The organism is Caulobacter sp. 602-1 (genome assembly GCF_003931565.1).
GTDB lineage: Bacteria > Pseudomonadota > Alphaproteobacteria > Caulobacterales > Caulobacteraceae > Caulobacter.
Window position 1 is genome coordinate 569,424 of sequence record NZ_RRYI01000003.1, and the last position, 23,996, is coordinate 593,419.

Consider the following 23,996-nt stretch of genomic DNA (forward strand, 5'->3'; position numbering starts at 1 on the left):
GCGGCCGGCACCACCTCCCGGAATAGCCCCGAACCCATCGGCGGCGCAGCAGATTTTCTCTTTCTAAAACAACTGACTAAGGGTCGCCGAACGTGATCCTCCGAAGGCAAAGGTCACACGTTCGAATCGTGTCGGGTGCGCCATTTCGGTTTAAGGATGCGAACGCCGAGAACCGCCGATTGTTCGCCTGCCGAGGCGGCCATGGTTCTCAGCAAATCAGTCCTATTTCCCATGATCCGCATCTCGCTTGGCGAGATGACTTCGACGCGCTGAGCCACCGCGCGAACATGCTCGCGACGGTATTTGCCGTGTTCGTCGCGTAGCCGCTCCTTCGTCGCCTCGGCGAACCGCGCGAGAACCTCCGGCGTCAGCATCGGCCCCAACTTCTCGATGGCCGCTTCGGCGCGATCGGCGTCCGCCCTGGATTCATCGCGGATGATCGCCAGTTCCCGCATCCGGTCCTTGAGGTCCTGGTCGTCAGTCGAGGCCAGGCCGTCCTCTACGGCCTCATAGAGCCGCTTGAGTTTGCTGGCCGCCTGGGTCGCTCGCTGCCTCAACTCGACGACGTGAGATCGGCGACGGTCGATCCAGTCGGTTCGCTTGTCGATGACATTGCCCAACAGCACCTCCAGGCGCTCGGGGTGCAGGAGCCTGCGCTCCAGATGATCGACGACGGCGGCCTCCAGCTTGTCCACGCGGACCGTGATGCCTTCGCAGCCGGTCGGCCCCTGCCGGGCCTTGGTCGAGCAGGTGTAATAGCGATAGCGCAAGCCAGTGGAGCTACAGCCGGTGCGCAGGGTCATGGCCCCGCCGCACTTGGCGCAGAAGCATATGCCGGCCAGCAGCAGGCCGCAGTTCACATGATTGGGGCGCATCTGCTTCCAGTGGCGCAGGTGCAAGGAGTCCTGCACCGCCTGGAACTCCTCGCGGGTGACGATGGCTGGCACTTCGCAGATGGCGTGTTCGGACTCGGGCTTGCGCTTCTTCAGCTTGGCGCTGGTCCGGTTGAAATGATGCTCGCCCATATAAGAGGGCCGATGAAGGATCTGATGGATCGCATCGAGCCCGAACTTGCCGCCGTCTCGGGTGCGAATCTCGCGGTCGTTCAGATAGGCGGCGATGGCCTTGAAGCCCATTGGTCCGTAGCCGTCGGCGCCGACCAGCGCCAAGCGGTAGATGAGCCGAATCTTCTCAGCGTTGACCGGGTCGATCTCCAGCTTCTTCTTGAGTTTGGGGCCGCGCTGCTCGGCGACGTACACCCGATAGCCTAGCGGCGGCCGTGAGCCGTTCCAGAAGCCCTGACGGGCGTTCTCCTTCATGGCCCGCAGGGTGTGCTTGGCGTTCTCCCGCGACTGGTACTCGTCGAACAGCGCCATGATCTTGCGCATCATCTCGCTCATGGGATCGTCGCCCAGCTCCTGGGTGATCGAGACCAGCCGCACGCCGTTCTTGGCCATCTTGCGGAAGTAGAACTCGAACTGGAACTGATCGCGGAAGAACCGCGAGAACGAGTGGACGATGATCACGTCAAAGGGTGCGGGCTTGGTCAGCGCCGCGTCCATCATCGCTTGAAAGGCTGGCCGCTTGTCATCGGTGGCCGTGTTGCCCGGCTCAACAAACTCCTCGCCCGTCGTCCAGCCCTTGCCGGCGCAATAGGCCTGCATCTGCCGCCGCTGGTCGGGGATCGACAGGTCGCTCTCGGCCTGGCGGCCGGTCGAGACGCGAAGATAGAGCGCCGCCCTCGACGCCATCGAGGTGGGTTCAGGCGCGATCAAGCGGCCCATGAGATAGCTCCAGATGTTTTAGGGGATGGGGCCGAACAGCTCGTCCAGCAGGTCGGCGAAGAAGGCTGTGATGATCCGCGTCTCTTGATCTGTGACGGGCACGAACTCGGGCCAGTCGTCGGTGACGGTGATAGGGGGAGAGACGGGCGCGGGCGGCCTCTCGGATTGAACGACCAGGGGCGCTTGCAGGTAGTCGTGAAGGTCTGTCGGCGGCTGGGCCTGCCGGGAGCGACGTCGAGCCATCGGGCGACGATGGCCCTGCGCGGCGGGCGATCAACGCCGACATGGGGACGGTCGTAGCCTGGCGAAGAAAGACAGGGAAACGGCGGGTCCGCGTTCGCCGCGTCAGGCCGTGGGCAGGCTCGGGGGCACATAGGGCTCTCCACAGCCGGGGCACTTGGCCGACGCCAGGAACTCGATGGCTTTGCGCACCAGGGGCGCGGTCTCGCCTGGGTCATGCACGTCCATGCGGGCGGCGATGACGAGGAGGCTGGCGACCTCGTGGATGTTGCAGGGGACCAGCTGCGTGATGGACTGGTAGCCGCGCTTACGCTCCTTCCAGAGTTCATCCATCTGGACCTCCAGGGCGGCCATCTCGGGCGCCATGGGAAGCTGGCCGCGCTGCCGTTCGGTCATGCGGAAGTAGTCGTATCCAGAGGCCGCGAGGATCTCCAAGGCGCCCCAGCGTCGGGCCAGGCGATCGGACTCGAAATCTACCGTCAGCCATTGGGCGCATTGGGCGAGGAGGCTGTCAGCGGCGGGCGCCGCCGCCACGGCTCCACCAGCCTTGCAGGCCAGAGGCGCGGCCGGCGCCGCACCTAGCAGGGTGCGACGGGAAACGGTGGTGGGATCGTCCTTGCGTTCAGACATGCGGGGGCTCCCGGCGCAGGCGCTCGGTCCGATCAGCACGCTAATCGGTGGAGTTTGAGTGGTTTGAAGCTACATTCAAACGAATTACGGTGACTTAGTCAACGCAATTCGTTCACTTGTGGAGCAAAACGTTGACTATTCTGGCCCCGCCCCAAGTTCGAATGGCCCGAGCGGCTCTTGGGATTAGCGTTCGTGAGCTGGCGAAAAGCTCGGGTGTCGCTGAATCCACGATCCTGCGCTTTGAGACAGGGCGCGGAGGAATTCTCGCTACCAACCTCGACAAGGTTCAGACGACCCTGGAGGAAGGTGGAGTGATCTTCATCAGCGCTGACGCCAGCGGCGGGCCTGGTGTTCGGCTGCGCTCGTAAGAGCCCGGACCTGAAAGGTCGGTGCTCGCCCTGAAGCGCTTGCCGAGCCTCTGCCGGGCGGGTTGCTGAGGGTCAAGGGCGGCTTCGCCGTCGCTCCGCGATGGCGCCGAAGGCGCCACCCTTGACGCTCAGCAGCCCGTCCGGCCTTTCGTTCCACCAAGCGCTTCACGGCGGAGATTGGCCGCCACTACGGCTTCGTACCGCCAAGCTTAGCTGTGGCTACTCCTCCGATAAGGGCGCCCACACACAGCTTGAATGTGTCTAGGAAAGCGTTGGCTAGACTGCCGTATCGCTCATAGCCGCTGTCAGGAGCGGCAAAAGTTATGATTGTCGCTGCAATGGCGCACGAGACGGCCAACGCGAAGACTACGATAACTAGCAGCCGCAGGTCGGATGAAAGCATACCCTTTGGAGAGCGCCTAGGCGCTCGCCCGGTTCGGCTTGCAGGCTCACTCACGACGCTCCCCTTCTCGTAGCGCCTCGAAGGTTCTTCACCTGCTCGATCGACATCGACAAGTCCGCCTTGGCGAGAAACTGACTCACGATTGTTTGAGTCAGCTCCGATCGACTGATGCCGAGATACCGCGCGATCTCGCTCAGCTTCAGAAGCTCGTCGTCGTCAATGCGTAGCGAAAGGACAGATTTGCTCACGCCGCGTCTCGCAGATCGATCTCGTTAACAACGTATACGTCGGTAACGGTTACCGCATCGTCAACGCGCCGCAGGAGTGGAAGGCGCTTTCACTCCACCGCACGTCGCCAGGTTGGAAAGGTCACGCCCACCCGAAATGAAATGCTGCGACGAGCCATTTTGTTCGCGTTTCAGATCACGAATGGAAGGGTGCTGGCTTTCCGGAAATCGCGCTAAATCTAAGCGAAGGTCCAATGGGTCCCGGATAAGCATCTGAAATATAAGAAGAATGGCAAAATGCCGGGACCTTGGCCGCTTGGCGGGTCCCGGAAATTCTTCAACACCACCAAGGACATGGACCTGAAAGGTCCCGGTCCTTTTATCTCGCCGTCGTCGAAAACAGGCAAACGTCCGCCCATTAGCACCCTCTCCGCGACGCTCTGGCACCGCGCCAACTTGACCTTAGTGGGGGGGGGCATAGAGCATAGGCAATGGCCGCGCTGACCGTCTTCTATTCCTGGCAAAGTGACCGGCCGTCAAAGGTCTGCCGTGACTTCATTTCACGGGCGTTGGACGACGCCGTTGCCCGTCTCTCGGTGCGGCGCGGCTTCGAAATCAAGGTTGATTCTGACACGCGCGGGGTGCCCGGCACGCCGCCGGTCAATCAGACCATCCTCGACAAGATTGAAGCCTGCGACATCTTTCTCGCTGACATGACGTTCGTCGCGGTTACAGACGGTGGCAAACGTACGCCCAATCCCAACGTCATGGCGGAATACGGTTACGCTTTGAAGGGCAAGGGGACGAAGCGGATTATCCTGGCGATGAATACGGCGTTTGGGCCGGCCGCTGAATTGCCGTTCGACCTCCACCATTTGCGACACCCCGCTGGGTATGCTGTCGACGACGTCATGGCCGACGGCGCCCGTCGCGATACTCGGGCGCGCTTCAGCGCTCAGCTTGAGCTGGCGATTGAAGTGGTGGTCGACGACATCATGGCTTCTCCACCAGAACCGTCGGTCGATGTTAAGGCCCGGCTTTGGCAACTCGCTATCGAGACCCAAAACGCCAGGATCGCGAATAGACCACCTGTCATCGTTTCCCAGCCTTCAGCGACCGTCTATCTCGTTCCAGCGGCGGCACTCGAGGGACCGCGCCTTGACCTCAAGGCTGTGGCGTTGGCTCGCCGACTCTTGATCCCAGACATCCAGGCGCGGGCGATTGAGGGACAAGATCACACCCAGTGGTGGGCGCATGCGCCGACGCGGGTTGTAGGCAACGCACCCAATCAGGAGGCGAAGTGGTGTTCGCGGCTGCTTCGTCCGGGTGTTGTCGAAACGGTGTTCACCATCGGCGAACGTATCGATGACGATCCCGATATAGGCGTCGAAGGACTACAACTTGAAGCGATGCTCGTGGCCTCCGTTGACCGTGGCCTAGAGCTGCTGGAGACAGTTGGACTAAACGGTCCGACCCTGGTGGCTATCGCCCTCTATGACTTGATGGACGTCGATCTCTACGGCGGGCGTGGGCGTGGACGTATTCGACTGCCGAGTTTGGGCCTCACTCCGGTGTTGGTGCCGACCGGAGAACGGCGGGCGGGCAATAGCCTTCATCATGCTTTCGATGAGTTGTGGCTGGCCTCCGGTCGGGCGGATGGATCCCCATCCTTCCCGGGGTCGGGGGCTTGGGCTGGCTATGGCGGCGGCCCGGCCTACGTTGTCTAGCGCATCCAATGAACTCACCGCGGCCGGTCCAGACGAAACTCAACGTGGGGCACCTCGACTCGCCACACGTTCGGCACGTATGCGATGAACTCGTCGTCGTAGTGATTGAGGCGGCAGTAGATATCTTCGGCCGATACCGTCGCTGCATAGACCGCGCAATCGGCGAGGTCGTTGTAGGCCGCATGCTTGGCGGCATACCAGATCGCTTTGTCCAGCGACGAGGTCCAAGATAGTCCGGGGGTGTGCGAAGGTCCTGCACAGCCACGGAAGAGGCTATATCGGTGCTGACGGACTAGGCCTTGGTTCACCGGCCTGAGCGCATGTAACCGCTGGCGATCACAGGCATCGAAAATGGCCTTGATTGTCGCCAGCCCATGTCCATCAAAATGGGACGCGTGGACATAGGCGTCGAGCCAAGCCTCTTCCAGCACGCCCCATGCGGCAAGGCTCCGATAGTTGCGAATGATGAAGCTCAATCCGGCCGACGGAATGTAGCCGTAGAAGTTCTCAAGGCGGGCGATTGCGGCTCTTACCGCCGCAGAGTCCTCCACCGAAAGCCCGGAAAAATCCAACTGCTCGAAATCGAAGGCGGCCCCACGTTCAAGAGCGACCCGCTTAGCCTCTGCATTCACGCCGTTAGCGTTTGTCATCTTCATCCTTATTGCTAAGGTTGCGATCCAGGGTGAGCGAGGCGAGCAATTGACGTTAGCAGAGCTACTGATCAGTGAGCCTCAACGCGAGAAGGGCGGCGAGACCGCGAACGAGCGGTATGACTACCAAGCATTGTGGGGCTTGGCGCTGATATTCAAACACCATGCAAGCGGGCAGGATTACGCCCTGGCGTTCGAGTTTCACGACGACATTCTCCAAATGAATAGCTCGTCTGACCCAACGCTCGTGAAATTCTACCAGGTGAAGACAAAAGACAAAGGTCATTGGACGCTGACCGATTTGACCTACCGAAAGCTGAAAAAACCTCCGGCAAATACCGATGGGGGTGACGCCGTTGAGGTTAAGCCCGTCGTTGATAACTCAGCACCGAAGGAACGGCTTCCCTCGTTTATCGGGCGGCTCTTCGCCAACTACCTAGCGTTTCCGGATCATACGGAAAGCCTTCACTTTGCTTCCAACTTACCTTGCGAGTTTATCTCCGAGACGACGGAGGAATGCACCTTCAGCGAATGCGAGCCCAAAACTTTTGCTAAGTTTCTGAAGAAGCTCCAGTCGGAACATCCGGAAGCGACGGAAGAGAACGCAAAGATAATTCACTACACCAGGGCCGACCTAAGCCTCCACGACGCTTCCACTCACCTCAAAGGGAAGCTAAATGAATTTGTCACCGAGCATATTGGATCGGTAATGTACAATCCAGATGCATTGTACACGACTGTCGTTGAGGAATGCAGGTCGAAATCCAAGTATGTCGGAGCAATTCCGAACTTCGGCGAACTGATTAGGCGAAAGTCTATCACGAGGTCACATGTCGAAGGCTGGCTGGATACGGTTCGCAGCGCGCGCGCCGTCCCAGCTTGGGAGGCCGTCTCCGCAGGATTGGCCTTGGATGGGCTGGAGCTGGCTAAGTGGAGCCGCCTGTGGGCGAAATATAGGGCGTCGGCGCTGGACCCAGGAAATGAAGGTGTGAGCCGAATAAGAGCCCGCATTCGCTCGGAAATTCTCGCGCTTTCCTCGGAAAAATTGGCGATGATGGATCTTGTATCCGAAATATCAAAGCGAACTATTAGTTTTGCTCTGTCTAACATGTCGCCAATGGACGAGTCTACATTGAAGGTGATGGCGCTATACGAGGTTTATGCCTATGACCCGGCAGGAGATGTACAAGAAGTTGATCCGCAGCCTAAGGACTCGCAGGCATGAAAAACTTGCGCTTGCAAAAATTGCATCTTCTCTCTCGGATCGAGAAATCAGCCAGAACGGAAGCGTTCGACAGTCGAATGACAGTGGTTCTGGGGGAGAATGACACAGGCAAGTCGTGCCTGATAAAGTCAATCTATGCCGCTTTTGGAGCGGACGCCTACAAAGTAAACCCCAGCTGGCAGGCCGCTCAGGCCGACCTGATGGTCGAATTTACGGTCAACGGCGCACCATACAAAATGGTTCGCACCGGCTCTATGTTTGGCCTCTTCGACGGTGACGACGAACTTGTTTGGCAAACATCAGGGATTACGTCTGGGGTCGCGACTCATGTCGCAGAGCTTCTCGGCTTCAAGCTGCAACTTCAAAATCGCCAGAACGAACTTCAAGTCCCTCCGCCCGCGTTTTGCTTCCTGCCCTTCTACGCCGATCAAGATGTGAGCTGGAACTCATCTTGGAGTGGGTTCGCCGGTCTTAAGATGTTCGATAAATACAAGCCTGACGCCGTTTATTTTCATACAGGCTTGCGACCAAATGAATACTACGCGGCCAAAGCCGAAAAGCTATCCGCGCAAAAGGTGCGGGAAGAGCATAGGACTGAGAGAAGGGCATTAGATCGAGCCACAAAGCGGCTACGGGCTGGTCGCCTTAATATCAAATTTGACCTGGCCCCGGAGGCATTTGGCGACAGGATTGAGAGTCTTGTTGATCAATGCCGCGCCTTGCAGGCCGATCAGGAAAAAATACAACGATCTTTGACGGACTTGCACACTAAGCGGGCCTTGCTTCTTGAGCAGGTGGCAGTTGTCAGCGGCGCCGCAGATGACCTTGCGAGCGACTTCACCTACATGCGCGCAATCCCTGATGCGGACCTGATATGCCCAACCTGCGGAACGCACCATGACAATGACTTTGCGAACAAATTCGGCCTGATCGGGGACCTTGATTCTTGCCGGATGTTTTTGATCGAAGCGCGCAGCGAGCTTGCGCAGATCGATGAGAAGATTGGAGCCGAGAAGCTAAAGTTCGGCGAGTTCGAGGGGCAGGTCGCCTCGATCAATGCCATTCTGGATGAGCAACGCGGCGAGATTAAGCTGCGCGATATTATCCAAGGGGAGAGCGAGAGGCTTGTCGATGTCGCACTAGACGGAGAGGCGAAGTCCATAGACGGCTCCATCGGTGAGCAGGATCGCCTAATTGACGAGGCCTCTCTCACCATGTCGTCTTTCGAGGACAAATCTTTCCAAAAGAAAGTTAAGCTCGATTACCTTACGTTTATGAAGAAATTCGTATTCGATCTAAACGTTCCCGGCCTTAACGAAGCGAATTACAAAAAGATAGATTGCAGCATTAGTGAAACCGGGAGCGACCTTCCAAGAGCGCTCTTAGCGTACTACTACGCCATATTTCACACCATGCGAAAGCACTCAACCTCTATAATGTGCCCAATCGTTATTGATTCACCTGTTCAGCAAGATCAGGACCCCGATAATGCTGCTCGAATGATTCAGTTCGCGCTCAACAATGTCCCTGACGATATGCAGTTAATTCTTGGAACCGTTCAACTACATGGCGTCGACTATAAGGGGCACAGGATTGAAACTAAAGACGATCATGCATTGCTCGATAAGACGCAATTCAACACTGCCTCGGAATTGTTTGAGCCATTCTATCGAAAGCTATTCTGATACGGTGATTTAGGTCGAGGATATTTCGGAGTTTCAGAAATGTTGAAGGCCAGCAAGGGGGAAATAGAAGAGGTTCGCGAATATTTCGAGTGGCAAGCGCCAGATTTGGAAGTGACCTTCATGCAGAAGGTCTATTCAGAATCCGTTATAAACACCCGCCACGATGTTTGGGATATACATACCAATAAAGATCGTTGGTGGGTCATCACGGGCGGAACGAACCTTTACTCTCAGGAGCAATTTCCAAATATGGATCTTGCCCTAACCTTCCATATTGGCCTAATCCTCCGCATCCCGCGTACGGAGAGGCAGCAAGTAGACGATCTACGCGTTTTGCCGTTCGGTTCCGTCTTCGAGAAGATGGAGGAATCCAACACCGCCCTAGCGCAGGCGCAAAACCTCTCAGACTATCAGGCTGTTGGCGTTCGCTGCCGCGAGGCTTTGCTCGAATTGGTTGGTATCGCGCAGGACGCAGCAATGTGGACTGAAGCGCCGCCCCAGCGCGCCAACTACCGCGCATGGACAGAGATCATCTGCAACAGCCTCCTGCCTGGTGAGTCCAACAAGGAGCGTCGCGGGGTTCTCAAGAGCGCCCTTGAGTCCGCATGGACGTTCTCAAACTGGCTGACACATTCAAAGTCAGCGACTTGGGTTGACGCAGAAACGGCCCAGTCGTTGATCCAGCATGCGGTCGGCATGGCCACATCATTGATCGTTCGCGAACTGCGCGGCGTACCGAACGAATGCCCTAGCTGCAGTTCGCCTCATCTCGAGCCCGAGCAGGGCGAGAACACTGAAGCCCCTGGTGTCTTGTGGGAGCGTCCCCGATGCGCCGACTGCGGATGGGCCGGGAGGCCCGTGCCAATACTCGAACTTGAAGACGGGCGTACCATCATCACACGTGAAGGCGAAGAAACCGACGAGTGCAGCATAATGACGGTGCCGTTACGCACGATTGTGAAGCCGGGAAATCCCATGATCGAGCCGCTAAAAGACACGGAGGTCGGCGCTCCAGAGCACGTCGTGTATTTTGCCTACGGCTCAAATATGTCGACCGCCAGGCTGCGTGAGCGCATGCCGAGTTGCGAGGCGATTGGCACCGCTACCTTGCCGGGTCATGCACTCCGTTTCCACAAGCGTAGCGTGGACAAGTCCGGGAAGTGCAACGCATTTTCTACAGGTGACGGGGATAGCGTGATCGGCGTTCTTTTCAGTTTCGATCCTGTCGAGCGTGCCGAGCTAGATAAGGCCGAGGGCGTCGGAAACGGATACGAACACGCGACAGTCACGGTCATCAACAGCGAGGGTCGCCGACGGAAAGTACTCACCTACTTAGCTACCCCCGACTACATCGACGACAGTCTGAAGCCGTACAGCTGGTATAAGGAGTTTGTTCTCGCCGGTGGCGTAGAGCACGGCCTGCCGCTGGAGTATATTGCCGAATACATTCAATCGGTTGAGGCGATCGAAGACCCAGACAGCACCCGTGACCTGAAGCAGCGGGCCACGCTTCGGGATTCCAAGTAGGCGCTGTGCTGCCTATACCGCGACCGTGAGCAATTGTCGGTTTCGGGTGACACCCGCCCGTGAGCCGGGACCCCGACTAAGTCCCGGGGCTCAAGGGCGGGTGTCATCCGGGAACAACAATTCCTGGCCGTTTCCATCTAGAGACGGGTGTGTTCGTTTGACGTTCTCGCCATCGCCGATCTTGTACGGCTGCCGCAGGCAAAAAGACTGCAATGAATTCAAGCGCCACTTGCCTTGTCGAAATAAGCCATAGCGGCGAGCGCGCCGACCGGCGCTACGGCTGGAGCGTCGGCGAAGTTAAAGGGGCAATTCAAAAGCGACGCCTTCCTGGCTGCGCAGTCGCTCAACCATCTCAATCAACGGTGCCCGTGGTCCGGGTGACGCTGCATCTATCCAACGGGCAATCGTCTCCCGCCGTTGGTTGATCCAGTTTCGGCCCTCGTCCAACACGACCAAACGGTGCAGTATCTTCGAAACGAACTCGTCCGCGTCCGATGGGAAGTTGAAGGTCGAGAGTAGCGCATCGCTTCCGAGGCTAAAGAGCTCCGCATAATGTTCGGCGTTTGAGGCGGTAAGAACCGCAGCTTTTAGCGCCTCAAGCGCAGCCGTGCGCTCTGGCGTGGGAAGACGGGCCACAATTTCAAACCAGCGCATGCGCTGGACACTCTCACTGCTATCGATCACTTGGCCTACGAACGCGTGCAATGCATCAACCATTGCCGGCGGCACTACAGCTGTATCGGAATAGCTGAGCAATTCATACGCCGGTGAATCCGACAGCAGGCCGTGCTGCCACCCCTCCTTGGAAACAGCATTCAGCCGCTCCTGAATTTGCTCAGCGATACTGGCGCGCTTTATCGTCGCCGCTGCGTCTTGGCCCCGAAACGCGATCAATTGTCGCGCAACTGCTGTGAACTCTGTGTCTCCACGTTTCGCAAAGGCTTCGTAGAACCCGTCGACCACAGCCAAGCGGTTCCAGAAAAGTGGCCGCACATTTTCCTCGATTAAATTTTCGTATTCGAGACGATTGTCGAAGAACTCATCGAGATCCGCTGCCTCTAGCGAAGAGGACTCGAGCCATGCTGTAAATACCGCCCGTATTAGCTCAATCTCTTGCGGACGCTGTTGTTGCCGGAGACGAAAATTGCTCGGGCGCACACCTTTGCGACTTGCCAGAAGCTTCGCAACGTCAAGGCCAAGCTCTGGGCGCTCGATAAGTACCTGCGACCAAGTCATCCCTGGCAACGGCATGCCCAGCACGAACGCGGCGGCCAAGCCGACTACAAACCCCTCAAGCTCGCCCTCGGCGTACATCCGCTCCTGCGCACGCTGAAGCGTACCGGTACTGCCAAGCGGGATCAAAGTATCTAGAAATGGATTTCCAGAGGCCTGGTCGAGAACCCACAGGGCTCGAAGCGAGCGAGCAATCCACCAGCCATTGCCGCTATGAGCTGCCTCGGAAACGGCCTCAAGGACGGGGGTCCAGTTAAAATCGGTTTCCGTATGCCGGAAAAGAGCTTCTATCGCACGTGCCGGATCTAGAGCATCGAGCTCGTTATTTGAAATTTGCGCCGACAACACCGACACGAGGGCAGAGGGCGACTCCCTAGTGTTGAGCCAACCTTTCAAGAGGCCGGCGTCGTCATTCATGATCAGGTCAAGGAATACGTAGATGCTCGGCGCGCTGATAGGTGTGGGCGACAGGCCGAGGGCATCCGACGTCTGGCGCAGCAGCCCGATGGTTTCGGCGAAGGCCCGCGTCTGTCCTTGCACGACCGCCGGGGCGAGTAACGATAGGGCGGCCGCTAGTTCTGCAATCAGAACTCTCTGTTCCGACGGGTTGGCCGCGTTTAAGGCCGCACCCAACCCTTCAACATTCAACGGATGAACCGCCACGGCACCGGCGAGCGCACGGTGGATATAGCGCCACGCCGCTTGGTGTGGAGAAACTTTCGATCGGATCGCAAGGGTCGATACCAAGCGCGCTGCGCGCTGGGGATCTAGCCCGTCAGGACCGGCACCAGGCGTTTGGAGAACGTTGAGCAGATAGCGCTCAAATCCGGGGCGCCCGGAAAGAGTTTGAAAAGAGACCGTGTCAACGGTGCGGATCGCTGCTCTAATGGGTTCTTCCATGAACAGCTCTTGCGCGTCTGCTTTAGAGACTCCGTAGTAGAGGGCGGCGACGCCGCGTCTCCAATCCTCGTCGTATGGTTCCACCAGCGCGCCGCGCGCATCCGCCAACACCATGTTGAAGTCGGGGGTGCTTTCTACATTGGCCAGTACAAACCAAGCGATCGTTTCGAGCGGAACCTCTAAACCTCGGGCCTGCACCCAGAGGGCGGCGATCGCGTTTACGAAAACGTTCATCTCACGCGGGGCTAGACGTGGGGTTAGCCCTGGCGACAGAGTCTTTTTACGCGCGAACGCCTCATAGAGAGCTGGAATCGTGTCGCGCCATTCACTTTTGAACTGCTTCCCGAAGACCTCCCGCAACCGGTGACGAAGATAGGCATGCCATTTGGAGAGCACCGGCGGGGGCACATAGAACACAAGGTCGAAGGTCTTGTCAGCGAAAGCTTGAGCGTTGGAGGAACGTGACGCTGGAGCTATTTGCAACAGCGTATCGCCGATAGACGCCGGCGCTGAATCCTTCATGCCGCTGAGGCGATCCAAAGCGCTCGCATCGACCGGAACCAGAATCGTGGGGAGTCGGTCGCGTGTCAGAGGCCTGCCGGAATAGTCTGCTCCGAGGAAAAAGCTGCGCACAGTGGACCAAAGCGCGAGCCGATCGGCATCGGGAACGCGGTCGAGGTTGTCGATGACAATTAATAGTCGCCGCTGATCGGCTTGAACCGCCGCTGCGATTTTTCGGAACATATCCTGGAACTGAGGTGTAGAAGGCTCCGAGCTTTTTGTCTTCTGCTCGTGCTTAAATTCGGCGGGCTTGTTGGCAAATACCGCGAGTATCGATTGCTTCGCCAGCGTCCCTCGATGCTTCAGCCAGAACTGTGCAGAATTTTTGCCGAACATGGGGGCGGATTTATCCGACCATGGCCTCCAAGCAGCGTAGAGGATTGCCGCCATAACTGCGGGGCCAAGTGCAAGAAGCCACCCTATCCAAAACATGGTCGCTGCCGCAGGGTCGCGTTGGCTCTCAAGCGAGAGCATACCATCTCCGAGCAGCTTCACTCCGAGCGGGACGAGAAACAGCGTAGGCAGAATGAGCTTGGCGGAAAAAGCCAGTTCAGGATTCGTAACTACTTGGCTCGTTTCAACCTGCAGATGGAGAGCCTGCAACTCCTCTTCCCAACCAGCGGCGGCTTCGCGAAGTGGAGCCAGCTTCGGCTCTTCTCGTACAAAGCGTACGAGCGCCTCGAGGAAAGATCGTTTTGGCGGATCGCTTTGATGTAGCCAGACGTCATAATTGAAGCAGAGAACATCAGCGTCATTCCGTGACTTCAATTTGCGCTCAAGCAGGTTGACGACCGTGGATTTTCCGCTCCCCCATTCACCCAGCAAGCCTACAAACTTGATGCGCGGATCCCCGATAAGGGTCTCTGCAATCGTGCTGGCCAGGCGGTCGCGGCCATTCAATGCATCGGTTTCGGCCGGCGCATCGAGGATAAATTGCGGAACGAAAGCTGAAGGTTCGGTCACGCAGCCGGAGCCTCCACTTGAGGGGCGGAAAAGTTGATCCGAGTGCGTGGAGTTGGCTCTTGCGCTTCGTCGACCGCGTCGTCGTCAGCTCGGCAGCTTCCTAGACGAGCCTGAACCAACGCTAGCTTGGCCTGCTCGCTCATCCCCTCTCTGAGTTCATCCTCGGTTTGGCAATTAGCGCAGCCGCCCGGAGCCTGGGCCGGCACGCTGGCTGCTGCGGCAATCTCCTGCCTGCACGCGGCCAAAGCCAGTTTGGAGAGGACATCAAGCGACTCCTTTGATGGCGCTAAGCGATAAGACCAGCGGCGCACGCATCGCTCGGCGTAGACGCTCAGAGCCGTCTGAGCCTCGCCTGCCTTGACGTCGGGCTTGGACAGCGCAGTATTTCGCGCCGCGATCGCGGAGGCGACCGGGCTAGCTGGGATGCAGATTCTGGTGTCCGGTCTTGGATTGCTACACGCGGCTAATGCGACGCCGATGGTGAGTCCTAGTAAACACTTCAAGTCGCCCATATCGTCCTGCGCCGATCAGCCAGACGTTGCGTATCGTCAAGTTTGACGAGGGTAGGTAGAACCCGCGTCATGAACAAGGCTGCTGCCGGCCCGCTTTCTCCCAAGTACGAAGTTAATGCAGGTCAACAGGACTCGCGAGCGAGAACAGATGCTGAGGCAAGATTGAAGCGTCCGGGGCCAAGCACCCCTCACGCGGTTGTCTGCACACTGGAATTTCCAAGACCATCAGCGGCGGGAGTGGTCTCGCCGCGAGGCTGGAGTCTTTCTTTTTCTGCGCCATAGGCGCCCCTAGTCCAAGCCACGCTTGCCGCTGGAGGCCATGAGCGCAAGCTGGCGCCATGGACGACCACCTCTTGGATTTCGAGATCCGGCCGGGCCGCATCCGCAGCGACGGAGGCCAAGCGGTAGGTCGTGGACAGCGCCTCTCGCGCCTCGTCGCCAAGCCTGCGCGGACGACGTCGCGATCGAGCGGCCGAGGCCTGGCCAGACGCTCAGGCTCGCCCGGCCGATGCTCTCGGATCGGCCGAGGCCAGGACGCCGCTAACGCGATGAAGTTTCGCAGCGGCGGCGTCGGCTATCGCCGCGTCGTCATCAAGACCCGCATGGCCGCCTTGAAGCTCGGGAGCCAGGCGGCCGGCGCGCATCTGCGCTACCTCGTGCGCGATGGCGTCACCCGCGATGGCCAGCCCGCCAGCCTCTACGGTCGCGACGGCGAAGGCGTTGACGGCGCGGCCTTCACCGCGCGCGGCGCCGGCGACCGCCGCCAGTTCCGGTTCATCATCGCGCCCGAGGACGGCGCGGACCTCTCTGACATGCGCGCCTTCACGCGCGATCTCATGGGGCAGATGGAGCGAGACCTAGGGACGAAGCTCGATTGGGTGGCGGTCGATCACTTCAACACCGGCCATCCGCACAGCCATGTCGTGGTCCTAGGCAAGGACGAGTTCGGCAAAGACCTGATCATCGCCCAGGACTACCTGACCCACGGCCTTCGCCATCGCGCCCAGGAACTGGCGACCCTGGAGCTAGGCTTGCAGACCGAGCAGGAGATTGCCCGCAAGCGCGAGACGGAGATAACCGCCGAGCGCTTCACCGATATTGACCGCGGCCTCGTCGCCGACATGACCGCGGCGCGCACTATTGACGTGCGGCCAGGCGCCGGTCAGGTCCGCGCCGATCACGAGGCGACCTTGCGCCAATGCCGCTTAAGAACCCTGGAGCGCATGGACCTCGCCGAACAGGTCTCTCCGGGCGTCTGGCGGCTTTCCGAGGGTATGGAATCGACCTTGCGTGGCCTTGGCGAGCGCGGCGACATCATCCGCGCCATGAGCCGGGCCGTCAGCAGGCGCGGTCGCGAGGCCAACCCCGAGGCCTTCGTCATTGACCCGGCCAATGAGGCATCGACGCCCAAGGCCGGGCGGGTGATCGACAAGCGCCTGACCGACGAGTTGGGCGATCGGGTCGGCTTGGTCGTCGATGGGATCGATGGCCGCGTCCGGCATGTTGAGGTCGATGGCGACACCGCCGCCGAGATCCGTATCGGCGCTGTTGTCGAGACCGGCGCCAGACCCGCCAGCCGCGCAGCGGACAGAACCATCGCCGCCCTTGCCGAGGATGACGTCTATCGCCCCAGCGATCACCGACAGCGGCTGCTAAGCGGCGAGATGAAGCTCCCGCCCGGCGCCCGCGCCGACGATCTCGTCGAGGCGCATGTTCGAAGGTTGGAGGCGCTACGCCGGGCCGGTGTGGTGGAGCGCTGGAGCGAGGACGCCTGGAGCATTCCCAAGGACTTCGCGGCTCGCGCCGAGGCCTTTGAACAGGGCCGGCGATCACAGGTCCGCCTGTTGTCGGCTTTCGACCTGGAGAGCCAGATCCGAAGCGATGGCGCGACCTGGCTCGATCGTCAGCTCGTCCGTGGGGAACGATTTGAAGCCTCACCGCAGGGCTTTGGCGCTGAGGTCGAGCGTGCTCTTGATCGACGGCGCGAGACGTTGGTTCGGCAAGGCCACGCCGCGCTCGGCGCCAATGGCGATTGGCGCGCCAAGCCAGACTTGCTCGCGACGCTGGAGCGTCAGGAGATCAGCCGGCGCGGCGAAGCCATGGCCAAGGACAGGGGCTTGCCGCTCCGTATGCCCGAGCCCGGCGAGAGTGTGCGCGGCAAGTTGGTCGATAGCGTGCAACTGGCGTCAGGCAAGTTCGCGGTGATCGAAGGTCACATGGATTTCGCGCTCGTGCCCTGGCGGCCGGTGATGGAGCGCTATCGGGGCCAGGACATCGCCGGAACGGTGGAGATGGGCGGCAACATCTCCTGGCAGCTCGGTCGCAGCCGGGGCCTTGGTATCTAGCGCCCGGTCGGCTCGTCTCCGTTGAGCCCAAGACCGCCCGGCTCGAACGCTTGGTCGGAGAGCGAGGCACCGCTGCTGAGACGCCGGTTCAAGGCTTGGATGAAGTTGCCATAGCGCTTTTGGCCCAGGGCTCGCGTGGCCGGCTCATCGGCGGCTGAGACGACGGGCGTTGCGCCAAGCCAGGTGCGGATGAAGATCGCGAGGGCTTCGTTGCCGACCTGGGCTTCGCGCTCCAGCCGCTCCATGTGTTTGTTCATCCGATCCAGGCGACGCAGCAGAGCCGCCTCCGTGCGCTCGGCGCCGTCTGGCGACATGAACGAGGCCAGGGCCGCGCGAACGATCTCCGACTTGGGCCGGCGAGTGCGGATCGACAGTTGATGGAGCGCCTTGGCCAGATCGGCTGGCAGATAGACCTTGGTCTCGACCTTCATGCGGCGTCCTCGTCGATCAAGCCCAGGCGCTTGCGCGACAGCCAGGCGCGGTGGCGGACGCGGGTGTAGGGTGATGGCGGTTCAGCGACGGCGATCCGACCGCCGACATGGCGCCAATGATCGAGACAGACGCGCTCGGGATTGATGCCGAGCGCCTCGATGGCGTCGATGGCGTCCAGGCCGGCGCGGACCTTCACCCAGGTCTTCAGGTCGAGAAGAACTTCGGCGCCGGGATTGACGAAAGGAACGCGGTCGAAGCGCTCGCCCGCTTCGACCGCACGGAGAACCCAGAGGCGCGAGAGCGTGGTGCCATAGTCGCCAGCCTCCCAATGGATCAGGGCGAAGACGGCGCCGGGGGCGAAGGTAACGGCGCGGCGGCGGCGATCGTGGGCGATCTCATCAACTGGCTGGCCGAAACGAAGCCAGCGCTGGAAGCGGTCCTTGAGCCAGATCAGCTCGACCTCGATCGAAGATGATGAGAAACGCGGTTGCATGGCGCGCCAGGGGCCACCCAACTGTGCGCCAGTTCAAGGGGAGAAGAACCTTCGTCGAAGAAAGACAGGCTGTGGGAAAGAAACGGCGGCTATGTTTCTCGATGAACGTCACATATCCACGGACGGAAGATCGACCGGTGCGGTGTCCGAGAGTAGCCGCACGCCCAGGGCGCGACGGTATCGATCGGCTTCATATCCATGCACCGCGCGATCGAACCACGTTTCGAACGACAGGATCATCTCGTCTATGCGCCTATCTAGGTCGACAAAGCTCTGGACGCTGCGCGAGTATTGATATGCCCCCGCCCAGCCACGTAGCGTGTCGTCTATCTGGGAAAGCGTCTGGATATAGCACTGCGTTCGCTTCGTCCTCGGCTGCCCGTCACTTAGCGATTGATTTACCCATTTCTTACCCTCAGCGATCTGTTCAGAAATTTTCCCGAGCAGCTTTTCTCGCGCTAATGCCGAGGGCGGATTAAGGCCCCGAACGACTCGATATCCAAGGAAGTCAAAGCCTCCATTGATTGGCCCAGCTTCAGCCTTGTGGGGAGCCGACTGCGGATCATAAGCTTCGAGGTTCAAGTTTTTAAGGATTGAGCGGCCAGCCTCAAGCGCCTTTCCGGCCGCCTTCCCGCTTTTCGCTAATATTAGAAAGTCATCGATATACCTGACGCAAACGACATCGCGACGGTTTAGTTCAGCGTCGAAGTCCTTGAGGAGTAGATTGCCCGCCAAAACCGACAGCGGCGAGCCCTGAGCGACGCCATCAGCGCCTAGCGGGAACAGTTCTGCATCGGGGCCGAGTTGAGCTCGATTAGACAACTCGACATTTATCGCGCTCTCGAAGAGGTCCACGAAATCCCCATCATCCAGCGCCTTCCTTAGCTGCTCAATGACGTTGGCTTTGGGGAAAGACGGGAAGAAGTCGCGGATGTCGGACCGGATGAAATATCGCGCTCCGACGTCTTCAGCTTTCTCTATGAGCGCCAACGCATGGCCGATACCACGCCCCGGCACCCCTCCGACGGACGTCGGCGTCCGTAACGCGGCCTGTAGATCACCTGACCCGCAATGACGGTATAGAACATCTAGGATGGCCCGTTGGACCACGCGGTCGCTAACCGGGGCGACGATGATCGCCCTTTTGCCGACCTTGCCTTTTCCCTTTGGAATGGCGACGCCAAGCGCTGGCTTAAACTTGAATGTTTTCTTTTGCAGGCGACGCTGGATGTTCTCGATGTTCGCGAACAGGTTCTCTTCGAACTGTTGCGCATCGAGCCGCGATTGCTTGTTGCCCGACCGTTCAGCGTTGGCCTTGATCACACGCCAAGCCTTCAAAAGAACCTGGCGCTCTCTCACTCGGCTATAGAGGCTCGGCTCGACCTTCAACTATTGACCTCTGGGCTACCGGCAAGTCCCCCGGCCACTAGGGAGTTTGACTCGATCCAGGGCCGGTCACGCTGACACCGTCAACACGCCCGACGACCCGCACCCCAGGGTGAACCCCAAGGTCCCCGACCCCATCCGCCTCGACGCTCACATGGAGCCCGAACCGCACATCGCCGGAAATCTCGCCCGTCATCGCGACCACAAGGGCGAACGCCCCCGCCACCGCCAGACCCGCTTTTTCATCCGCGCCGACATCCTATTGCCCCTCTTCAGCGTAACAGTTTTTGCGCGCTGTCAAGGTGACCGCCGGGCCTCCCGCCAGCGCCAGAATAATGCTCTTCGACCGTCCGGTAGGCGCATCGCGCGACGCCGGTCGTGGGCTTCTGGGCCGAGGGAGTTTGACTCGATCCAGGGCCGGTCACGCTGACACCGTCAACACGCCCGACGACCCGCACCCCAGGGTGAACCCCAAGGTCCCCGACCCCATCCGCCTCGACGCTCACATGGAGCCCGAACCGCACATCGCCGGAAATCTCGCGCGCCAAGCGTACACGATTCGTTCCGCTTGAGAAGGCCAAGCTAATTTTCCGTTATGACGCTTGCGGCCAGTCGGTGATCGTCCCCTCAAGGGCGGCGCTGCCGCCGCCTACGGCGGTGCGCTCCGCGCACCCTTGACCGGCCGCTCACCGCCCGGCTTGGGCTCGGCAAGCGGTTTAAGCCTAGCTAGGCGCTTCGCGCCTGCGGCTTAACCGCAGCCTTCTACAGCTTTATGCGAACACCTGGGCCGACCCCGTTGGCGTCATCGGCATCTAGGAAAACCACTCCAGCATCCTCCAACGCCCGGCGGACAGCCTGAATATTGGCTTGAGAACTCCGGCCGGTTCCGACCTCTCCCTCCATCCGTCGGATCGTTTGCAGAGACACGCCAGAAGCTTCGGAGAGCCTTGCCCCGGTCCAGTCAACGAGAGCCCGCCCGGCTCTGATTTGCGCGCCTGTTAGCATTGTGTGATATATTTTGAGCCGTATGGCACTTTTTGTTTGATATGGAGGCTGAGGATTGATAGAGTCACGATAACCACTGAATCAGGACCTACGCTATGGGCCAGCGTCGAAAGACGGGCGACGGCGCTCGCCTGCCTGCCATCTCACGTCGTGCTGTCATCGGCGCAACCGCCGTTCCGTTCGCGGAGACTGTGCGGGGACTTCCAGCGCCGGGCGCTGTCGATATCCCCGCACAGTGCGCGGCCTGGGTGGCGGTGGATATGGAGATCACCCGCCTCTGCAATCGGTGGTCCGAGCTGGAAGTCCAGGCCGTCAAGCAGTTCGACTATTTCAACCTGACCGACGCCCAGATCAGCGCCCTGCCGATGGGGCCTGAGATGGACGCCGTGGACGCCGAGTGCCGACGCCTTGGCGATGTCTGCGAAGAGGCCCTGGAGCCGCTGGGCAAGCTGACGCCGCGCACGATCGAAGACGCCACGGCCATGCTCGCAATCGCCTATCGCCTGCTGCGTTTGCAGGAGGACACGCCTTGGCCGTTCGTGAACAAGGCCTGGACCTTCCTATCACGGGCCCACTGTCCCGGATGCGGCGCCGCCTACGCCCCCAAATCGTTGCCGGTTTCCGCGCAATGAATCGGGAGGGGAGGCCCAAATCGTTGCGTGTCGTTGGCGCCCTTGCTGCGGGTTTCCGTCGTCTAGGGACCGTGATGAGCAAAAATCTTGGTCTTCTCCAATCTATCCCAAAGGCACCGCCCTTATCCGGCGAGGTTTCCGGCGTTTCCCGCAGTACGCCCGTCACACACGGGCGCCTCTTGGCGCCTGCGTTGACCGAGACCGCCAGTCTCCGAACGCTTTTGGCTCCTGTCCCCAAGGAGCCAAGAATGGACGAGCCCCCACGTCCCGCAGTTGGGACGATCACCCCCGCCAACGACGCACCTTCCCCGCATCCCGAGTTCGACGCCGTGGTCATGACCCTGGCGAGCCTTCTGGGGCGGCAGATGGCGCGCGAGCACTTCCTCGCCAGCCTGGAGGCGGCCAACGCCAAAGGCGGCGAGCATGAAGCCTGAGAGCCTGGAGGTTAGGACCATGACCCGCGTTGCGCTCTACGCCCGTTATTCCGACGACAAGCAGTCGGCCAACTCGATCGAGGATCAGTTCCGCATCTGTCGGATGCACGCCGACAAGCAGGGCTGGAAGATCGTGGAGACCTATTCCGACGCGGCGATTTCCGGATCGACAGTGATCTTCCGCCCCGGTGTCCAAGCCCTGATCCGCGACGCCTTGGCCGGCAAGTTCGAGATGGTGTTGGCCGAGGCGCTGGACCGGCTCAGCCGCGATCAGGAGGACATCGCCGCCGCCTTCAAGCGGTTGCGGTTCGCGGGCGTGCCGATCGTCACCCTATCCGAGGGCGAGATCACCGAGCTTCATGTCGGCCTCAAGGGCACGATGAACGCGCTGTTCTTGAAGGATCTGGCGGCCAAGACCCATCGCGGCATCCGGGGGCGGGTGGAGTCGGGCAAGGTCGGATGCGGTAACGCCTACGGCTACCGGGTCGTGCGGACGGTCGACGCAGCGGGGCGCGTCTCGACCGGCGAGCGCGAGATCATCCCCGAGGAGGCGGAGGTCATCCGGCGCATCTTCCGCGACTACGCCGCCGGCAAGAGCCCGCGCCGTATCGCCATCGAGCTGAATGAGGAGGGCGTCGTCTCGCCATGGGGCGGGCGGTGGAGCGACACCTCTATCCGGGGCAACCGGGCCTTGGGGTCAGGGATCATCAACAACGAGTTCTATGTTGGCGAGATGATCTGGAACCGGCGTCGCCGGCTCAAGAACCCTGACACCGGCCGCATCACGTTGCGGTTCAATCCCGAGAGCGAATGGGTCCATGTGAAGGCCCCGCATCTTCAGATCGTCAGCGACGAGCTTTGGGCCGCCGCACGCGCCAAGCAGGCGAGCCTTGTCCATGTCTACGAAGAGAACATGTCTAAGCGCGGCAAGGCCCTGGCCGCCATGCATCGGCCAAAGACGCTTCTATCGGGTTTGATCGTCTGCGGAGTCTGTGGCGGTTCAGTCGCCAAGCGGTCGAACAACCGGTTTGGCTGCTCCAACAACGCTCTTGGCAATGGTTGCTCCAATGGTCGAACGATCATTCGCGACCGGCTGGAGGAGCGGGTTCTCAAGGGCCTCAAGGAAAGTCTGGTGACCGGCGAGGCCATCGCTCAGGCGATGCGCTCCTACATCGAAGAAACCAACCGACTGAACCACCAACGCCGCGCCACGCGCGGCGGCGACGTGTTGCGGCTGGAGAAGGCCCACAAGGCCATCGACGGCATCGTCAGCGCCATCGAGGACGGTGGCTATACCCGGCCGCTCATGGAGCGGTTGAAGGGGCTAGAAACCGAGGTCGAAGCTCTGGAGGCCAAGCTCGCCGAACCGACGATCGACATGCCCGACCTGCACCCGAACATGGCCGAGCTATATCGGCGCAAGGTCCAGCGGCTCAGTGAAGCGCTCAGCCAGCCCGAGGAGCGCGACGAAGCCGCCCAAGCGTTGCGGGCGTTGATCAAAGAGATCATTCTCACGCCCGGCCCTAACCGGGGCGAGATTTTCGCCGAGCTGCGCAGCGAATTCGAGACCGTCCTCCAGTGGTCGCAGGACGAGGGAGGCCAACGGTTTAGCGCCGTTGGCCGGTTTCTCGGCGGCCCGTTAGCCGTGACGGCGGACTCTCGGGCGTGTGTCGAGGACCCCGACATCGTGCTCTAGAGGGCAGCTGCGTAGGCGTAGCTCTCCTCGTCATTCGATTCTGCGCACCTACGCCAATCTGCGATTTTGTATCCAGCGGTACGCCAGAGCCGCCGAGAGTACGCCCGCTTCCTGGCGCGGCTGACGTCCGCGAAGGCGCGACTACACTTACGCAGTCGCGCCAAAACTGTGACACTGATCTCCATTCGACGCGGAGAGGTGGTGATGTGGCCGAAGCTTGAGGAGTGGCGTCGTTGGAGCGCACTCGATAGGGCCAGCTATGTGGCGCAGTTGCTGGCACCGGTCGCGCTTGTCGTAAGCAGTGCCTTTTCGTTCCTGGGTTGGCAGGAGGCGAGACGGGCACTTGAGATCCAGCAGCAGATGTTCGCTTCACAGAACGGGCCTCTCCTTGAATTGGTAGGAGCCGAGTTCAGAAGCGATGTGAGAGGCAACCTTGTCATGCAGGTGAAGAATATCGGTGCTTCCGATGCCCTGTCAGTCTGCTCGTCGCTGGTGCATTGGGGACACGAATGGGCGGACAATAGCTGCGGTCCAAACTTCACGCCCACTGGCGCAATTTCCATAAAACGCGGCCGATCGCTCGGTCTTGTGGAAGAGGTTGGGATCTTAGAGTCGGCGATAGGCTTCAAGCCTGTGAGCGCTCGGCTTGTTCCCCCCATGACATTGGATGTGTCCTGCCCAGAGGGGCAATCATCAGCCGTTTTAGTGCTTCATCTCGCCTACGCCGACTTCTTGAACAATGCCTCTCAAGGCGGCGGTCAGATTGTCGTGTGCGGTCCAAAACGACAGTAGTCTAGACGGAGGGGATCACTTTTATGAGCAAACCAGTTCGCTCGGGCATGATCGAGGCGATCCTGGCCGGAGAGTGATCTTGAGCGAGCTAGGCGCGGTGACATCGCGCCGTCCGTCCCGTCGCTTGGATTTGCGCGGCCAGGCTA

19 protein-coding genes are annotated in these 23,996 nt (G+C 60.2%); 10 read left to right on the forward strand and 9 right to left on the reverse strand.

Annotation, left to right across the window (positions count from 1 at the left end; translation table 11 throughout):
- Positions 1-113: 113 nt before the first annotated feature.
- The 3 genes from EIK80_RS11635 to EIK80_RS11645 form a co-directional block, all read right to left on the reverse strand.
- Positions 114-1,784, reverse strand: a complete 1,671-nt coding sequence (locus EIK80_RS11635) for a recombinase family protein (RefSeq protein ID WP_125157141.1) — start codon at positions 1,782-1,784, stop codon at positions 114-116.
- Between the two features lie 18 nt (positions 1,785-1,802).
- A complete protein-coding gene (locus EIK80_RS11640) occupies positions 1,803-2,027 on the reverse strand; it encodes a hypothetical protein (protein ID WP_125157142.1) in 225 nt (74 codons plus the stop codon).
- Between the two features lie 102 nt (positions 2,028-2,129).
- Positions 2,130-2,654, reverse strand: coding sequence for a hypothetical protein (locus tag EIK80_RS11645; protein WP_125157143.1), 525 nt, complete (start codon positions 2,652-2,654; stop codon positions 2,130-2,132).
- 161 nt (positions 2,655-2,815) lie between these two features.
- Between EIK80_RS11645 and EIK80_RS11650 the strand changes: the two genes are divergently transcribed.
- Positions 2,816-3,022, forward strand: coding sequence for a helix-turn-helix domain-containing protein (locus EIK80_RS11650; RefSeq protein ID WP_233586597.1), 207 nt, complete (start codon positions 2,816-2,818; stop codon positions 3,020-3,022).
- A 453-nt stretch (positions 3,023-3,475) separates the two neighbouring features.
- Here the strand turns inward: EIK80_RS11650 and EIK80_RS11655 are convergent, their stop codons facing one another.
- A complete protein-coding gene (locus tag EIK80_RS11655) occupies positions 3,476-3,673 on the reverse strand; it encodes a ribbon-helix-helix protein, CopG family (RefSeq protein ID WP_125157145.1) in 198 nt (65 codons plus the stop codon).
- Between the two features lie 470 nt (positions 3,674-4,143).
- Between EIK80_RS11655 and EIK80_RS11660 the strand changes: the two genes are divergently transcribed.
- The gene (locus EIK80_RS11660) at positions 4,144-5,379 is read left to right on the forward strand and encodes a hypothetical protein (protein ID WP_125157146.1); all 1,236 of its coding nucleotides are present in this window, start codon (positions 4,144-4,146) and stop codon (positions 5,377-5,379) included.
- Positions 5,380-5,393: 14 nt separating this feature from the next.
- Here EIK80_RS11660 and EIK80_RS11665 read toward each other — a convergent pair whose 3' ends face one another.
- Positions 5,394-6,035: a hypothetical protein gene (locus EIK80_RS11665; RefSeq protein ID WP_233586554.1), complete on the reverse strand. Its 642-nt coding sequence runs from the start codon at positions 6,033-6,035 to the stop codon at positions 5,394-5,396.
- Between the two features lie 43 nt (positions 6,036-6,078).
- Here EIK80_RS11665 and EIK80_RS11670 point away from each other — a divergent pair, with 43 nt between their 5' ends.
- From EIK80_RS11670 to EIK80_RS11680, 3 genes are read left to right on the forward strand one after another with little or no spacing between them, the layout of a single operon-like run.
- A complete protein-coding gene (locus EIK80_RS11670) occupies positions 6,079-7,254 on the forward strand; it encodes a dsDNA nuclease domain-containing protein (RefSeq protein ID WP_158624674.1) in 1,176 nt (391 codons plus the stop codon).
- The gene (locus EIK80_RS11675; RefSeq protein WP_125157148.1) at positions 7,251-8,939 is read left to right on the forward strand and encodes a hypothetical protein; all 1,689 of its coding nucleotides are present in this window, start codon (positions 7,251-7,253) and stop codon (positions 8,937-8,939) included. The genes EIK80_RS11670 and EIK80_RS11675 overlap by 4 nt, the downstream gene beginning before the upstream one ends.
- A 39-nt stretch (positions 8,940-8,978) precedes the next feature.
- Positions 8,979-10,466 carry a gamma-glutamylcyclotransferase family protein gene (locus EIK80_RS11680; RefSeq protein WP_125157149.1) on the forward strand — a complete coding sequence of 496 codons (1,488 nt, stop codon included), beginning with the start codon at positions 8,979-8,981 and terminating at the stop codon, positions 10,464-10,466.
- A gap of 297 nt (positions 10,467-10,763) precedes the next feature.
- Here the strand turns inward: EIK80_RS11680 and EIK80_RS11685 are convergent, their stop codons facing one another.
- Complete coding sequence (locus tag EIK80_RS11685) at positions 10,764-14,123, reverse strand: P-loop NTPase fold protein (RefSeq protein WP_125157150.1); 3,360 nt, start codon at positions 14,121-14,123, stop codon at positions 10,764-10,766.
- Between the two features lie 1,324 nt (positions 14,124-15,447).
- On the opposite strand from EIK80_RS11685, the gene EIK80_RS11690 reads away from it, so the two are divergent.
- A complete protein-coding gene (locus EIK80_RS11690; RefSeq protein ID WP_233586555.1) occupies positions 15,448-16,980 on the forward strand; it encodes a DUF3363 domain-containing protein in 1,533 nt (510 codons plus the stop codon).
- Here the strand turns inward: EIK80_RS11690 and EIK80_RS11695 are convergent.
- The 3 genes from EIK80_RS11695 to EIK80_RS11705 all read right to left on the reverse strand — a co-directional run bounded on the left by EIK80_RS11695 (position 16,977) and on the right by EIK80_RS11705 (position 19,294).
- Positions 16,977-17,411: a ribbon-helix-helix protein, CopG family gene (locus EIK80_RS11695; RefSeq protein ID WP_125157152.1), complete on the reverse strand. Its 435-nt coding sequence runs from the start codon at positions 17,409-17,411 to the stop codon at positions 16,977-16,979. The two genes, EIK80_RS11690 and EIK80_RS11695, sit on opposite strands and share 4 nt — an antisense overlap.
- The gene (locus EIK80_RS11700; protein ID WP_125157153.1) at positions 17,408-17,905 is read right to left on the reverse strand and encodes a DUF2840 domain-containing protein; all 498 of its coding nucleotides are present in this window, start codon (positions 17,903-17,905) and stop codon (positions 17,408-17,410) included. The genes EIK80_RS11695 and EIK80_RS11700 overlap by 4 nt, the downstream gene beginning before the upstream one ends.
- Positions 17,906-18,013: 108 nt before the next feature.
- Positions 18,014-19,294, reverse strand: coding sequence for a reverse transcriptase domain-containing protein (locus tag EIK80_RS11705; RefSeq protein WP_125157154.1), 1,281 nt, complete (start codon positions 19,292-19,294; stop codon positions 18,014-18,016).
- 1,262 nt (positions 19,295-20,556) lie between these two features.
- Between EIK80_RS11705 and EIK80_RS11715 the strand changes: the two genes are divergently transcribed.
- The 4 genes from EIK80_RS11715 (at position 20,557) to EIK80_RS11730 (ending at position 23,850) form a co-directional block, all read left to right on the forward strand.
- Entirely contained in the window at positions 20,557-20,928 is a 372-nt protein-coding gene (locus EIK80_RS11715) for a hypothetical protein (RefSeq protein WP_233586556.1), read from the forward strand.
- A 248-nt stretch (positions 20,929-21,176) separates the two neighbouring features.
- Positions 21,177-21,362, forward strand: a complete 186-nt coding sequence (locus tag EIK80_RS11720; RefSeq protein ID WP_125157157.1) for a hypothetical protein — start codon at positions 21,177-21,179, stop codon at positions 21,360-21,362.
- Positions 21,363-21,381: 19 nt separating this feature from the next.
- Positions 21,382-23,058: a recombinase family protein gene (locus tag EIK80_RS11725; RefSeq protein ID WP_125157158.1), complete on the forward strand. Its 1,677-nt coding sequence runs from the start codon at positions 21,382-21,384 to the stop codon at positions 23,056-23,058.
- A 204-nt stretch (positions 23,059-23,262) separates the two neighbouring features.
- Positions 23,263-23,850: a hypothetical protein gene (locus EIK80_RS11730; RefSeq protein ID WP_125157159.1), complete on the forward strand. Its 588-nt coding sequence runs from the start codon at positions 23,263-23,265 to the stop codon at positions 23,848-23,850.
- Positions 23,851-23,996: the final 146 nt, after the last annotated feature.